The following is a 13,330-nucleotide window of genomic DNA, read 5'->3' as shown; positions in this document are numbered from 1 at the left end:
GGCTCCAGCGGCCTGTTCGGCGTGCTGTGGGACGGCGCCTCCAGTGTCCGGGTCGACGTCGACCAGGACCGTGACTTCACCGACGAGTCGGTCATGACCGACTACAAGGTCAACCGCGACGTCCGCTACTTCGGCACCGACAACCCGGCCACCGCGGTGGCCGAGCGCATGCCGTTCGTCGTGCAGACCGACGGGCCGACCAAGACGGTCAACATCGGCATCGTCTCCGGCGCGCACGGCAGCCACGTCGCGGGCATCGTCGCGGCCAACGGCATGTTCGGCGGCGCGATGAGCGGCGCCGCACCGGGCGCGCAGCTGGTGTCCGTGCGCGTATGCCTGTTCGTCGCGGGCTGCACCGCGCACGCCCTGATCGAAGGCATGATCTACGCCGCGAAGCAGGCGAACGTCGACGTCATCAACATGTCGATCGGCGGCCTGCCGTCCCTCAACGACGCGAACAACACCCGCGCGGTGCTTTATGACCGGCTCATCGAGCAGGAGAACGTCCAGATGTTCATCTCCGCGGGCAACAGCGGCCCCGGCGAGAACACGGTCGGCGACCCGTCGGTGGCGACCAAGGTCATGAGCGTCGGCACGACCATCACCGACGCGACCTGGGCGTCGAACTACGGCTCGACCGCACCCGCGGCGGGCACCGACAACCAGCACCCGTTCAGCTCGCGCGGTCCGCGTGAGGACGGCGGGTTCAAGCCGAACATCACCGCGCCGGGCGCGGCCATCTCCACCACCCCGGTGTGGCAGAACGGCGGCCCCACCGCGGGCGTGCACGTCCTGCCGCCCGGGTACTCGATGTTCAACGGCACCTCCATGGCCTCGCCGCAGGCGGCGGGCGCCGGGGCGCTGCTGGTGAGCGGGGCCAAGCAGGCCGGTGTGCAGCACCAGCCCGCGCAGCTGCGCAAGGCGCTGAACTCCTCGGCCCGGTTCTTCCCCACGTACGGCGCCTACGAGCAGGGCAACGGTCTGGTCCAGGTGCCCGCCGCGTGGTCGCTGCTGGCCACCAACCTCAAGACCGTCGACATCAGCTCGGCCGTCCCGGTGGACACCGCCCTGGAGCAGTTCCTGGCCAAGCCCGGCATCGGCGTGGGCATCCACGACCGGGAGAACGTGAACCTCGGGCAGGCCTACACCCGCACGTACACGTTCAACCGGACGTCCGGCAGGGGCGGGTCGACCACCTACAACCTGTCCCTGGTCGGCAACGACGGCACCTTCTCCCTGGGCGCCACGTCGATCTCCCTGCCGAAGAACCAACCGCGGACGCTGACCGTGTCGATCAACCCAACCAGTCACGGCGCGCACTCGGCGATCCTCAACCTGGACGACCCGAGCAGCCCAGGGATCGAATACCAGACGCTGAACACGGTCGTGGTCGCGCGCGACTTCACCGCGCCGGGCTACTCGCACACCATCACCGGCTCGGTGGCACGCAACCAAGCGCTGAGCTACTTCTTCGAGGTGGCGCCCGGAACGCCCGCGTTCAAGGTCGACTTCACCGGACCGAGCGCGACCCCGGGCACCGGTCAGGCACGGTTCCTGCGGTTCCACCCGTTCGGCGTGCCGATCGACAGCAACTCCAGCCTGTCGTGCTATTCACCGATCGTGGTCCCGGGTGGCAGCTGCGCGGGTAACCCGACCAGCCGCACGGTGTCCAACCCGACGCCCGGCGTCTGGGAGATCACCGTGGAGGCCAGGCGGACCTCCGACCTGGAGTTCACCCCGTTCACCCTGACCGCGTCCGCACTCGGCGCGTCGGTCAGCCCGAACCCGGACACCATCGCGTCCGCCACGATCGGCGTGCCGGTCAACCGGGCTTACACGATCACCAACCTGTTGGGCACCTTCACCGGCCGGGCCACCGGCACCACGCTGGGCAGCGCGTTCATCGACCGGCCGACGATCGCCAACCTCGCCCAGCAGTCGCGCCCGGTCGTGGTCACGGCGGGCACGACCTCGCTGCGGGCCACCATCGGCAACCCGTCGGATCCGGCGGCGGACCTCGACCTGTTCGTGTTCAACTGCACGACCGGGACCTGTGTCCTGGCCGGTCAGGCGGCGGACGGCGACTCCGAGGAGTCGGTGACCATCGCCAACCCGGCGGCGGGCAACTGGCTGGTGCTGGTGGACGGCTTCGCGGTGCCCGCGGGCACCACGCAGTACGACTACGTCGACGTGTTCGCCAACCCGGCCTTCGGGTCGGTGGCGGTCACCGACGCCAACGCCCTACGCCCGGCGGGCGCGGTGTGGGTGGTGCCGGGCACGGTCACGGCCAACGCGGCCCCGGCCGCGGGCAGGCAACTGCTCGGCCAGGTCCAGGTCCGCACGGACGGCAACGTGCTGGTCGGCTTCGGGAACGTGATCGTCCAGAACGTCGTCTCCTGAGCGACATGACGACGCGCTACTCGCGGAACGCCCGCAGGTAGCGCGTCGTCATCACGTCCTGGACGAGGCTGCCGACCGGCCCCGCGAGCTTGGCGAGAACCGAGGCCGGGCGGGAGAAGGCGACGACGGTGAAGGTGGTCGTCTCGTCGTCGTGGCGGTCGAGGATGAACGCCTCCTCACCGCTCTCGGGATGGCCGGGAAGAGTGCCGTAGGCGAAGCCTTGGCGCGCGGGCATCGATGACATAGACGACTCGGCACGGCGCCAACACGATCGGTCCGACGCCGAGTTCGACCACCGTCCCCGGCTCGATTCGGGTTTCCGATGCCGTTACCCGGAGACCCGCCCACCGCTGAACCCGCCACGTCCGCAGGTCCCCGGCCGCACTCTCGAAGGTCTTCCCCGCCGGCAAGACCACCGTGCGGCGGAAGGTCTTGTAGCCGGCGGGGAGATCACCCCGAGTCTGTCCGACCTCTGGATATGTCCACGGTCTCGCGCGCAGTTCAGCCGCGCGCGCCGGACTCAGCAACCGGACGGTCATGACTGGCGATCATGCCCCGGCTTCGCCGGTACTGCACGACCACCGACGCCGTGGCGGCGAGGAAGACCACCTGCATCAGGCTGCGCGGGACCAGCTGGTCATCCCACGGCACGTTCTCACCCAGTGCCTTCTGGACGTTGGCCGGGAACATCACGACCAGCAGCGCGGTGAGGCCTGCGGCCGCCCACGGCGCGGTCGGGCGCCACAGCAGGCCCACGACGGCCGCCAGTTCGAGCACTCCGGTGATCGTGACCAGCAGGCCGGGCGCGGGCAGCCCCGGCGGGACCATGCTGATCAGCTCTTCGCGCATCCCGATGAAGTGCGCGAGCCCGGTGACCGTGAACATCGCCGCCAAACCACCGCGAACAGCGACCACCCACGGCCAGGACCGCAGCCGCCCCACGCCCAGGAGCACCAGCGTGACGACGACCAGAACGATGAGCGGAACCATCTGGGCTCCTTCCCTTCGAGGAACTTGACAGTGACTAGATTGACTGCGGGATGCCATCTTGTCAATGACTAGATACCCTTCGGCCATGACGCCCCGCTCGTACCACCACGGCGACCTCCGCCGAGCCGTTCTGGACGCGGCGGCGGCCGCGATCACCGAGCACGGGCCCGCGAGCATCAGCCTGCGCGACCTGGCCCGCCGCGCCGGGGTCTCCCATGCCGCGCCCGGCCACCACTTCGGCGACAAGGCGGGCGTGCTCACCGCACTGGCCGCCGAGGGGTACGACCTGCTGGCCGACGCGTTGCGGGCCGCCCAGGAAAGCACCGGGCAGTTGGTCGAACTCGGCGTCGCCTACGTGCGGTTCGCCGTGGAGCACCGGGCGCACTTCGAGGTGATGTTCCGCCCCGACCTCTACCGCGCGGACGACCCGGCCGTGGTGGCCGCGCGCGGTCGGTCGGGCGACTTGCTCGTCGGCGGCGTCGGGACGGTCGACAGCGGCGGGGCCGACGCCGAGGTCGCGAAGGTGGCGGCATGGTCGATCGTGCACGGTTTCGCGACACTGTGGATCACGGGGGCACTACCCGCGGGATTCGGTGACGACCCGGAAGCCGCCGCACGATCCGTAGCCGGTCTTCTTTTCGCAAACGAACCCTAATGGAGTACGCGGTGTCGGCCAAAGTCAGCCGACACCGCGCCCAGTCCAGGAAATGGTCAGCGCCGGAACCAGCCGCCGTCGATCGAGGTCGGGCCGCTTCCAGGAGTCGCGACAACGCGGTTGCCGCCCGTTTCCCAGATCACCGGCTTGCCGTCCTCCCGGATGATGAACTTGTACTCGATCCGCGTGTTGGCGGGCAGCGAACTCGTTCCCCGCCAGCGCGGGTAGGTGCTCGAGTCCGTGGTCAGCGGCACGGCGTTCGCCGGGTTCCAGCTGCCGAGCGCGGGGACGCTGCCGACGATGTACACGTTCTGCCCCCACGTCGTGTGGGCCTGCACCGTGTAGTCCCCGGTGACCGCCGCCGTGGAACCGTTGACGTGGAACGAGACCGCGCCCTTGGCCGGGACGGTGAGCGTGGCCCGACCACCGCTGACCGTCACCCGGGACGCGCAGTTGCCGATCACATCGCAGTAGGAGCCGTCGGGCAGACCGGTCGTGTACTGCCAGGTGTGGGCGCCGCCGCTGTTGTTGATCGCGACGAAACCGGCGCTCCCCCGCCCGAAGCCGATGACGTTCGCCGCGGGCGACTGCCAGTTGGCGACCTCGGCCGACCCCACTTTGTTGTGCCAGCCGACCATCCCGACGATGGCGGGATCACGGTTGAGGCAGTGCCAGCCACTGGCGCAGTTCGTGTCGGTGACGAAACCGTTGGAACTCGGCGGCGACTGGTCGTTCGTGCTGTACTCGAAACCCGAGTACACGGTGGGTGTGGTGTGCTTCCAGGCGAGTTGGAAGACATTGGCCAGCCTGGTGATCGCTCCATCCTTATAGGACAGATGCCGCCGCTCGCGTTCGGTGTCGTGGTTGGTGACGAACGAGACCGAGTTCGCGGCGGGCAGAATGCCCCAACCGGCGCCGAACGACGACAGGCTCGCGATGTCGCCCTGGAAGGCGCTTTTCATCTTGTCGGCGTAGGTGAAGTCCAGGACCCGGCCGGAGCTGAAGTAGTCGCTCGGCGCGGGCGGTTGGCCGGGGAACACCTCATGGAAGATGAACGGCCGGGCCCCGGAAGTCGTGTTGGCCAGTTGGCTCATGATGGCCGAGAGGTCGGTGTTCGGGATGTGTTTGGCGGCGTCGACCCGGAACCCGTCCACGCCCAGCGCGAGCTGCGAGTTGAGGTAGCCCGCGATCTTGGACCGAACCGAGGAACTGGTGGTCTTAAGGTCGGGCAGGTCGAGCAACTCGCAGTTCTGGACTTCCCACAGGTCGCTCCAGTTGCTGATGCCGCGCGGGCACACATCGACGTTGTAGTCGACCCGGTCGTACATCACGGGGTCGTACTTGTTCGTCAGCGTGGTCCCGTCATAGCCCACGCCGGTCTGCGCGGCGCTGTGGTTGATCACCGCGTCCGTGTAGACCTTGATCCCGGCGCCGTGACACGCGTTGACCATGGCGGCGAACTCGGCCTGGGTGCCGAACCGGCCCGCGAGTTTGTAGCTGTAGGGCTGGTAGACGTCCCACCAGACCCCGTCGGGACGTTTGAGCGACTCGGCTGGCGGAGCCACCCACACCGCGCCGTACCCGGCCGGGTCCAGCACGTTCACGCACTCGGCGGCCACCGAGCGCCAGTTCCACGACCACAGGTTGGCGATCACGTCGCCGTTCACGACCCCGGTGTCGGCGGCGGCAGCGCCAGGCGGGCTCACCCCGGTCATCACGACGGTGGAAGACACGACGGCGACGGCCGCGAGCAGGGCTGTTCGCAGGGATTTCGGGCGCACTCTGGTTCTCCTGACTATCGGCAGGGATCAAGGAGGGAGCGGTTGCGCAACTCCTTGCAGAGTAAATTCCAGGTGTCCAGCAAGTCAACGCCCTGTTCATCCAGGTCTGACACCTGCACGCAGCAAATGGCGGCCAGATGTCTTGCAAACCCTTTCGGCAAGACTGCAAGCGCTGCTAGCGTCGGTGGCACACGACCGGCCACGACAGGGAGAGCCGCCATGACCCGGGACGACAGCCAGCGACGGGACGACCCGCACTGGTGGCGTGACGCCGTCATCTACCAGGTGTACGTCCGCAGCTTCGCCGACAGCGACGGCGACGGCATCGGCGACCTGCCTGGCATCCGCGCGCGGCTGCCCTACCTCGCCGACCTCGGCGTCGACGCAGTGTGGATCACGCCGTTCTACCGCTCGCCGATGGCCGACGGCGGCTACGACGTGGCCGACTATCGCGACATCGACCCGCTGTTCGGCACCCTCGACGACGCCGCCGGGCTCGTCGCCGACGCCCACGCGCTCGATCTCAAGGTGATCGTGGACCTGGTGCCGAACCACACCTCGTCCGAGCACGCCTGGTTCCAGGCGGCGCTCGCCGCGGGCCCGGGTTCGCCCGAGCGCAACCGCTACGTCTTCCGCCCCGGCCGCGGCGAGTCCGGCGAGCTTCCGCCCAACGACTGGGAGTCCATCTTCGGCGGCGGCGCGTGGACCCGACTGCCCGACGGCGACTGGTACCTGCACCTGTTCGACGCCGCGCAGCCGGACCTGAACTGGGACAACCCGGCCGTGCACGAGGACTTCCTCGCCATCCTGCGGTTCTGGCTCGACCTGGGGGTCGACGGCTTCCGGATCGACGTCGCCCACGGGATGGTCAAGGAGGCCGGGCTGCCCGACGTGGGCGCCACCGAGCAGCGCAAGCTCCTCGACACCCGGCCGCTGCCGCACTTCGACCAGGAAGGCGTGCACGAGATCCACCGCGAGTGGCGCAAGGTCCTCGACACCTACCAGCCGCCGCGCATCGGTGTCGCCGAGGCGTGGACGCCCGGCGCGGGCCGGACCGCGCGCTACGTGCGGCCCGACGAACTGCACCAGGCGTTCAACTTCCATTACCTGACCGCCGAATGGGAGGCGCCCGCGCTGCGCGAGGTGATCACCGAGTCACTGGCGGCGATGGCCCCGGTCGACGCGCCGACCACCTGGGTGCTGTCCAACCACGACGTCCACCGGCACGTCACCCGCTACGGCGACGGCGAGGACGGCCTGCGCCGGGCCAGGGCCGCTGCCCTGCTCACCTTGGCGCTGCCGGGATCGGTGTACGTCTACCAAGGCGAGGAACTGGGCCTGCCCGAGGTGTTGGACCTGCCCGACGACGCGCTGTGCGACCCCATGTGGGAACGCTCGCTGCGCACTGAGCGTGGTCGCGACGGCTGCCGCGTGCCGATCCCGTGGACCAAGAAGGGCAGTTCGCTCGGCTTCGGCCCGGACGGCTCGACGCCGTGGCTGCCGCAGCCCGAGCACTGGGCGGACATGTCGGTCGAGGCGCAGGTCGGGGACGCCGAGTCGATGCTGGAGCTCTACCGCGAAGCGCTGCGCCTGCGGCGTGGGCACCCCGCGCTCGGCGAACGGCAGCCGCTCGAATGGCACGACGGCGACGACACGCTGCTGCGCTTCGCCCGCGTCGACTCGACCACCGGCCGCCGGTTACACTGCGCAATCAACTTCGGTGCCACCCCGGCGAGCGTTCCGGTGGCGGGCGCCGTGCTGCTGGTCTCGGGGCGGCTCGGGTCGGACAGCGGCCACGTGCTGCTGCCGCCGGACACCGCGGTGTGGTGGGAGGACTGATATGGCCCAGGCATCGGCCGCGAGTGGGACCGCCCGGCTCAGCGACATCGCCACCCAGGCCGGGGTGAGCGAGGCGACGGTCAGCCGGGTGCTCAACGGGAAGCCGGGCGTGTCCACCACGACCCGGCAGACCGTCCTCGCGGCGCTGGACCTGCTCGGCTACGAACGCCCCGCGCGGCTGCAGGAGCGCAGCGCGGGGCTGATCGGGCTGATCACCCCGGAGCTGAGCAACCCGATTTTCCCGGCGTTCGCGCAGGTCATCGAGCAGGTGCTGACCCGCGACGGGTACACGCCGGTGCTGTGCACGCAGAGCCCCGGCGGGTCCACAGAGGACGAACTGACCAACACGCTGGTCGAGCGCGGGGTCAACGGGATCATCTACGTGTCGGGTTTACACGCCGACTCCACGGCCAACATGGACCGCTACGTCAAGCTCGCCGGGCAGGGCGTGCCGTTCGTGATGATCAACGGCTACACCGAGCACGTGTCGGCGCCGTTCGTCTCCACGGACGACCGCGCCGCCATGCGGCTCGCCGTGCAGCACCTGGTGGCGCAGGGGCACACGCGGATCGGCCTTGCCGTCGGACCACGTCGGTTCGTGCCGGTGGTGCGCAAGATCCAAGGCTTCGTGGAGCACATGCGCACCGCGCTGCCGATGTCGGCGGAGGAAGCCGAACAGCTCGTGCAGCACTCGCTGTTCACCGTCGAGGGCGGCCAGGCGGCGGCAAACGCGTTGATAGAGAAGGGATGCACGGGGATCATCTGCGGCAGCGACCTGATGGCGTTCGGCGCGATCCGCGCCGCCCGCCAGCGCGGCCTGCAGGTCCCCCGCGACGTCTCGGTCATCGGCTTCGACGACTCGCCGCTCATCGTGTTCTCCGACCCGCCGCTCACCACGCTGCGGCAGCCGGTGGAGGCGATGGGGCAGGCGGCGGTCAACGCGCTGCTCGAGGAAGTGACGGGGACACCGGCGCCGCACGCGGAGTACGTGTTCATGCCGGAACTGGTCGTCCGCGGCTCGACCGCGGCCGCTCCGACCAAGTCCTGACACGGAAAAGGGGCCCGCGCGCGGGCCCCTTTTCCGTGTCTACACCAGGCGTTCGCCGGTCTCCGGGTGGAACAGGTGCAGTTCCTCGGGATCGCGCACGCTCACAGTGACCTCCTGGCCGAGCGACGGCGGTGTGCGCCCGTCGACCCGGATCACGAGCCGGTCGCCGGTCTCGCCCGCCACGTGCCCGTGCACCAGCGCGTCGGCGCCGAGTTCCTCCACCAGGTCCACCACGACGCCGAACGCGTCAGCGGTGCCCGAGGGAACCACGGTCAGCGACTCGGGCCGCACGCCCACGGTGACCGTGGCCAGCTGCTGCGCGCGGATCGCGGCGACGGTGTCGCGCGGGAGTGCGATGTCGAGCCCGCCGAGGCGGACCGCGTCACCCGCGACGGTTCCGGCGTGCAGGTTCATGGCGGGCGAGCCGATGAACCCGGCCACGAACGCGTTGGCGGGCCGGTCATACAGGGCGCGCGGCGTGTCGCACTGCTGCAGCAGCCCGTCTTTGAGCACAGCGACGCGGTGGCCCATGGTCATGGCTTCGACCTGGTCGTGGGTCACGTAAATGGTCGTGGTGCCAAGCCTGCGCTGCAGGGCGGCGATGTTGGCGCGGGTCTCGACGCGGAGCTTGGCGTCCAGGTTGGACAGTGGTTCGTCCATCAGGAACACCGCGGGGTCGCGGACGATGGCGCGGCCCATGGCGACGCGCTGGCGCTGGCCGCCGGAGAGCGCCTTGGGTTTGCGGTCGAGGTACTTCTCCAGGTCGAGCAGCTTGGCCGCCTCACCGACCTTCTCGGAGATCACCGACTTCGACAAACCCTGCAGCTTCAACGCGAAGCCCATGTTCTGCGCGACCGTCATGTGCGGGTACAGGGCGTAGGACTGGAACACCATCGCGATGTCGCGGCCCTTCGGCGGCACGTGGGTGACATCCCGGTCGCCGATGCGGATCACGCCCTCATCGACGTCCTCGAGCCCGGCGAGCATCCGCAGCGCCGTGGACTTGCCCGACCCCGATGGCCCCACCAGGACGAGGAACTCGCCGTCCTCGACGGCAAGGTCGAGCTGATCCACCGCCCGCACCGGCGGCGAGCCCGGATACACCCGGGAAGCGCTGTCGTAACTGACCTGGGCCATGCCACATCCTTTGCGTCCGCTGGACGGTCGAGCCGCCAGGATGCCGCATCCCTACCGTGAACGCCGGGCTCTTGCAAGGCTTTCTGCAACTTCATGAAGGAACTATCATGATTTTGGTCTCGAAACGATAACGGATGCGGATTCGACGTTCCCTTGTTCGCAACCTCCGTGGAAAGTCCGCTTAACAACGAGCAGGCCAGTGCCGGGCCGTCGCTCTGAATCAATTCTGGAGGCGTCGTGGTTACACAAGGTCGCGCCCTGCGCGGTGCCGCGCTCGCGGCAGCCCTGATCTTGGGCGTCAGCGCGTGCGGATCGTCGGACTCGGGTGGCGGCGGAACGGGTGCCGCTCCCGCCGCGTTGGAGGGGGTCGGGCCGATCACACTGGTGACCGGCAAGGACACCTCCGGGAACCTGCAGAACCAGGTCGACGGCTGGAACACCGAACACCCGGACCAGAAGGTCACGGTCATCGAGCTGCCCGAGGACGCCGACGCGCAGCGGCAGCAGATGGTGCAGAACGCGCAGACCAAGTCCGACGCCTACACCGTGCTGAACCTCGACGTCGTGTGGACTGCGGAGTTCGCGGCCAACCAGTGGGTGGCCCAGCTGCCCGAGAGCGACTTCCCGCTCGACAAGCTGCTGCCCGCCACCGTGGAGACGGGCAAGTACTTCAAGAAGCTCTACGCCGTGCCGACCACCAGCGACGGCGGCCTGCTGTACTACCGCAAGGACCTCCTCGACGCGGTGGGCGCCAAGGCGCCGACGACGTGGGCCGAGATGGAAGCCGCCTGCGACAAGGTGATCGCCGCGAACCCCGGTCTGTCCTGCTACGCCGGTCAGTTCGAGAAGTACGAGGGCCTCACGGTCAACTTCAGCGAGGCCGTGAACTCCGCGGGCGGTGACGTCGTCGGCGACGACGGCAAGCCGAACGTCAACACCGACAAGGCGAAGGCGGGTCTGGACTTCCTCGTCGAGGGCGTCAAGTCCGGCAAGATCGCCGCCAAGGCCCGGACCTTCAAGGAAGAGGAAGGCCGCCGCTCCTTCCAGGCCGGTGAGCTGATCTTCCACCGCCAGTGGCCCTACCAGTACGCCAAGGCCAACGCCACCGACGGCTCATCGCAGGTCGCGGGCAAGTTCGCCGTCGCGCCGCTGCCCGGTCTCGACGGTCCCGGCTCCTCCACCCTGGGCGGGCACAACTACGCGATCAGCTCGTTCGCCAAGAACAAGAAGACCGCGCTCGACTTCATCAAGTACATGGTCGACGAGAAGCAGCAGCGGGCGAACCTGGAGAAGACCAGCCTCGCGCCGACCTGGGCCTCGCTGTACGACGAGCCCGCGCTGGTCGAGAAGTTCCCGTACCTGACCGAGTTGAAGAAGTCGATCGAGAAGGCGAAGAAGCGCCCCGCGGTCGTCAAGTACCAGGAGGTGTCCTCCGCGATCCAGGAAGCGGCCTACTCCGCCATGAGCGGGCAGGCCACCAGCGCCGACGCGCTGGCCGCGCTGCAGACGAAGCTGGAAAGCCTGACCAAGGGCTGAGCAGGACCGCGCCAGGGATCCGGTGCCCCGGATCCCTGGCGCCCTGCTGACACCGATCGTCCCTTTCCCCGCCGCTGCCTGGAGATCCGCCATGGCCACGCTCGTCGACGCCCCACCCCGACCCGAGTCGCCCGCTCCCCCGAAGACACACCGGACGGCGGGGGTGAACCGCCTGGCGGCGATGCTGGTCTCGCCCACCCTGCTCGTGCTCGGCCTGGTGGTCGCCTACCCGATCGTCTCCGCGCTGCGGCTGGCGTTCTACCAGCGCAACGACGGCATCGACCTCGAGACCGGGGTGCTGCAGACCGGCGACAAGTTCGTCGGCATCGACAACTTCACCGACATGTTCACCGGCGCCACCGCGGACCACTTCCTCAACGCCCTGTGGAACACCACGACGTTCACCGTCGTCGCGGTCACGCTCGAAGTGGTGCTGGGCGTGCTCATGGCCCTGGTGATGCACAAGGCTTTCAAGGGCCGGGCCCTGGTCCGCGCCAGCATCCTGGTGCCCTGGGCGGTGCCCACGGCGATCGCGGGTCTGCTGTGGCGCTGGATCTTCCAGGCCGACGGGGTGGCCAACGACCTGCTGCCCGGCGAGGCGGTCCTGTGGACCACCGACGGCATCCAGGCGTGGTTCGCCGTCATCATCGCGGACACGTGGAAGACCGCGCCGTTCATCGGACTGCTAGTGCTGGCAGGGCTGCAAGTCATCTCCAACGAGGTCTCCGAGGCCGCGAAACTCGACGGCGCGTCGCCGTGGAAGACGTTCTGGGCCATCACGCTGCCGCTGGTGCGGCCGACCCTGCTGGTGGCCGTGCTGTTCCGCATCCTCGACACGCTGCGGATGTTCGACCTGCCGTACACGCTGATCGGGCCGGGGAAGAACGCGACCGACACGGTCACGATCCTGGCGTTCGAGGAAGCGGTGAAGTTCGGCAAGTACGGGCCCGCGTCGGCCTACGCGGTGTTCCTGTTCCTCTACGTGGCGGCAGTCGCCTTCGCGTTCGTCAAGCTGCTCGGCGCCGACGTCATCGGGGCCCGGACCGGAAGGAAGAGCCGATGACCGCCACGCTGGAGCGCGCCCCCATCCGGCACCGGAGCCGGCTCTGGTGGGCGCCGTACCTCGGCATCGCAGCCATCGTCGGGTACTGCCTGTCGCCGTTCTACTGGATGCTGGTGTCCAGTCTGCGGCGCACCAACGACATCTTCGACTCCTCGCCCGTGCCCGCTCCCCTGTCGCTGGACTCCTATGCGGCGGCGTTCGCGGCGAACAACGGGTTCGTCCGCGCCCTGGGCAACAGCTTCCTGGTCGCGGGGATCACCACGGTCCTGGTGCTGCTCATCGGCACCCTGACCGCGTACGCCTTGGCCCGCTTGGACTTCCGGTTCAAGAACCTGGTCCTGGCGGTCATCATCACGACCAGCATGTTCCCCGGCATCTCGCTGCTGGTGCCGCTGCTGGAGTTGTTCAGCGGGATCGGGTGGATCAACACCTACCAGGCGATGATCGTGCCCAGCATGAGCTTCGCGCTGCCACTCGCGGTCTGGAACCTCACCGCGTTCTTCCGGCAGATGCCCGTCGAACTCGAGGAAGCCGCCCAGATCGACGGCTGCACCCCAGCGCAGGCCTTCCGGAAAGTGATCCTGCCGCTGGCCGCGCCGGGCGTGTTCACCACCGCGATCATCACCTTCATCGCGGCGTGGAACGAGTTCATCATCGCGCTGTCCGTGGTCAACAAGAAGGACCTCAAGACGGCCCCCGTCATCACCAGTCAGTTCACCGGAACCACCCAGTTCGACGCCCCCTTCGGCACCCAGATGGCGGCAGGCGTCATCGTGACCATCCCCCTGGTCATCCTCGTCCTGCTCTTCCAACGCCGAATCGTCGCGGGTCTCACCGCGGGCGGGGTCAAGTAGCTCAGCGACGCAATTCCCTTATGACAA

10 protein-coding genes and 1 pseudogene are annotated in these 13,330 nt (G+C 68.7%); 7 read left to right on the top strand and 4 right to left on the bottom strand.

Annotated elements, in window-relative coordinates; all coding sequences use genetic code 11:
- On the top strand, positions 1–2,400 hold a 2,400-nt coding region (locus tag ACRDSQ_RS33310), incomplete at its 5' end, for a S8 family serine peptidase (protein ID WP_431426703.1).
- A gap of 16 nt (positions 2,401–2,416) precedes the next feature.
- On the opposite strand, the pseudogene ACRDSQ_RS33305 reads toward ACRDSQ_RS33310, so the two are convergent.
- Positions 2,417–2,939 (bottom strand): annotated as a pseudogene (locus tag ACRDSQ_RS33305) (DUF1990 domain-containing protein).
- Entirely contained in the window at positions 2,902–3,390 is a 489-nt protein-coding gene (locus ACRDSQ_RS33300) for a DoxX family protein (protein ID WP_431426701.1), read from the bottom strand. Before ACRDSQ_RS33300 ends, ACRDSQ_RS33305 begins: the two are co-directional and overlap by 38 nt.
- Before the next feature lie 85 nt (positions 3,391–3,475).
- On the opposite strand from ACRDSQ_RS33300, the gene ACRDSQ_RS33295 reads away from it, so the two are divergent.
- Positions 3,476–4,045, top strand: a complete 570-nt coding sequence (locus ACRDSQ_RS33295) for a TetR/AcrR family transcriptional regulator (protein WP_431426700.1) — start codon at positions 3,476–3,478, stop codon at positions 4,043–4,045.
- A 56-nt stretch (positions 4,046–4,101) separates the two neighbouring features.
- On the opposite strand, the gene ACRDSQ_RS33290 is transcribed toward ACRDSQ_RS33295, so the two are convergent.
- Complete coding sequence (locus ACRDSQ_RS33290) at positions 4,102–5,826, bottom strand: carbohydrate-binding module family 20 domain-containing protein (protein WP_431426699.1); 1,725 nt, start codon at positions 5,824–5,826, stop codon at positions 4,102–4,104.
- 219 nt (positions 5,827–6,045) lie between these two features.
- On the opposite strand from ACRDSQ_RS33290, the gene ACRDSQ_RS33285 reads away from it, so the two are divergent.
- Together ACRDSQ_RS33285 and ACRDSQ_RS33280 are read left to right on the top strand one after the other, a co-directional pair.
- Positions 6,046–7,665, top strand: a complete 1,620-nt coding sequence (locus ACRDSQ_RS33285; protein ID WP_431426697.1) for a glycoside hydrolase family 13 protein — start codon at positions 6,046–6,048, stop codon at positions 7,663–7,665.
- A 1-nt stretch (position 7,666) separates the two neighbouring features.
- Positions 7,667–8,713, top strand: a complete 1,047-nt coding sequence (locus ACRDSQ_RS33280; RefSeq protein ID WP_431426695.1) for a LacI family DNA-binding transcriptional regulator — start codon at positions 7,667–7,669, stop codon at positions 8,711–8,713.
- A gap of 39 nt (positions 8,714–8,752) precedes the next feature.
- Here the strand turns inward: ACRDSQ_RS33280 and ACRDSQ_RS33275 are convergent, their stop codons facing one another.
- Positions 8,753–9,850 carry an ABC transporter ATP-binding protein gene (locus tag ACRDSQ_RS33275; RefSeq protein WP_431426694.1) on the bottom strand — a complete coding sequence of 366 codons (1,098 nt, stop codon included), beginning with the start codon at positions 9,848–9,850 and terminating at the stop codon, positions 8,753–8,755.
- 237 nt (positions 9,851–10,087) lie between these two features.
- Between ACRDSQ_RS33275 and ACRDSQ_RS33270 the strand changes: the two genes are divergently transcribed.
- The 3 genes from ACRDSQ_RS33270 to ACRDSQ_RS33260 all read left to right on the top strand — a co-directional run bounded on the left by ACRDSQ_RS33270 (position 10,088) and on the right by ACRDSQ_RS33260 (position 13,303).
- Positions 10,088–11,386: an ABC transporter substrate-binding protein gene (locus ACRDSQ_RS33270; protein WP_431426692.1), complete on the top strand. Its 1,299-nt coding sequence runs from the start codon at positions 10,088–10,090 to the stop codon at positions 11,384–11,386.
- A gap of 91 nt (positions 11,387–11,477) precedes the next feature.
- The gene (locus ACRDSQ_RS33265) at positions 11,478–12,449 is read left to right on the top strand and encodes a carbohydrate ABC transporter permease (RefSeq protein WP_431426690.1); all 972 of its coding nucleotides are present in this window, start codon (positions 11,478–11,480) and stop codon (positions 12,447–12,449) included.
- A complete protein-coding gene (locus tag ACRDSQ_RS33260) occupies positions 12,446–13,303 on the top strand; it encodes a carbohydrate ABC transporter permease (RefSeq protein ID WP_431426689.1) in 858 nt (285 codons plus the stop codon). Before ACRDSQ_RS33265 ends, ACRDSQ_RS33260 begins: the two co-directional genes overlap by 4 nt.
- Positions 13,304–13,330: the final 27 nt, after the last annotated feature.

The sequence above is a fragment of the Actinokineospora sp. genome, from assembly GCF_050699995.1.
In the GTDB taxonomy this organism is placed as follows: domain Bacteria; phylum Actinomycetota; class Actinomycetes; order Mycobacteriales; family Pseudonocardiaceae; genus Actinokineospora.
Note: the sequence above shows the minus strand (reverse complement) of the source record. Positions and strands in the feature narration are given on the sequence as shown.

Excerpts from the sequence above, each read along its gene's own strand:
- ACRDSQ_RS33300 (WP_431426701.1), bottom strand. The coding sequence starts at position 3,390 with ATGGTTCCGCTCATCGTTCTGGTCGTCGTCACGCTGGTGCTCCTGGGC.
- ACRDSQ_RS33295 (WP_431426700.1), top strand. The coding sequence starts at position 3,476 with ATGACGCCCCGCTCGTACCACCACGGCGACCTCCGCCGAGCCGTTCTG.
- ACRDSQ_RS33285 (WP_431426697.1), top strand. The coding sequence starts at position 6,046 with ATGACCCGGGACGACAGCCAGCGACGGGACGACCCGCACTGGTGGCGT.
- ACRDSQ_RS33280 (WP_431426695.1), top strand. The coding sequence starts at position 7,667 with ATGGCCCAGGCATCGGCCGCGAGTGGGACCGCCCGGCTCAGCGACATC.
- ACRDSQ_RS33275 (WP_431426694.1), bottom strand. The coding sequence starts at position 9,850 with ATGGCCCAGGTCAGTTACGACAGCGCTTCCCGGGTGTATCCGGGCTCG.
- ACRDSQ_RS33265 (WP_431426690.1), top strand. The coding sequence starts at position 11,478 with ATGGCCACGCTCGTCGACGCCCCACCCCGACCCGAGTCGCCCGCTCCC.
- ACRDSQ_RS33260 (WP_431426689.1), top strand. The coding sequence starts at position 12,446 with ATGACCGCCACGCTGGAGCGCGCCCCCATCCGGCACCGGAGCCGGCTC.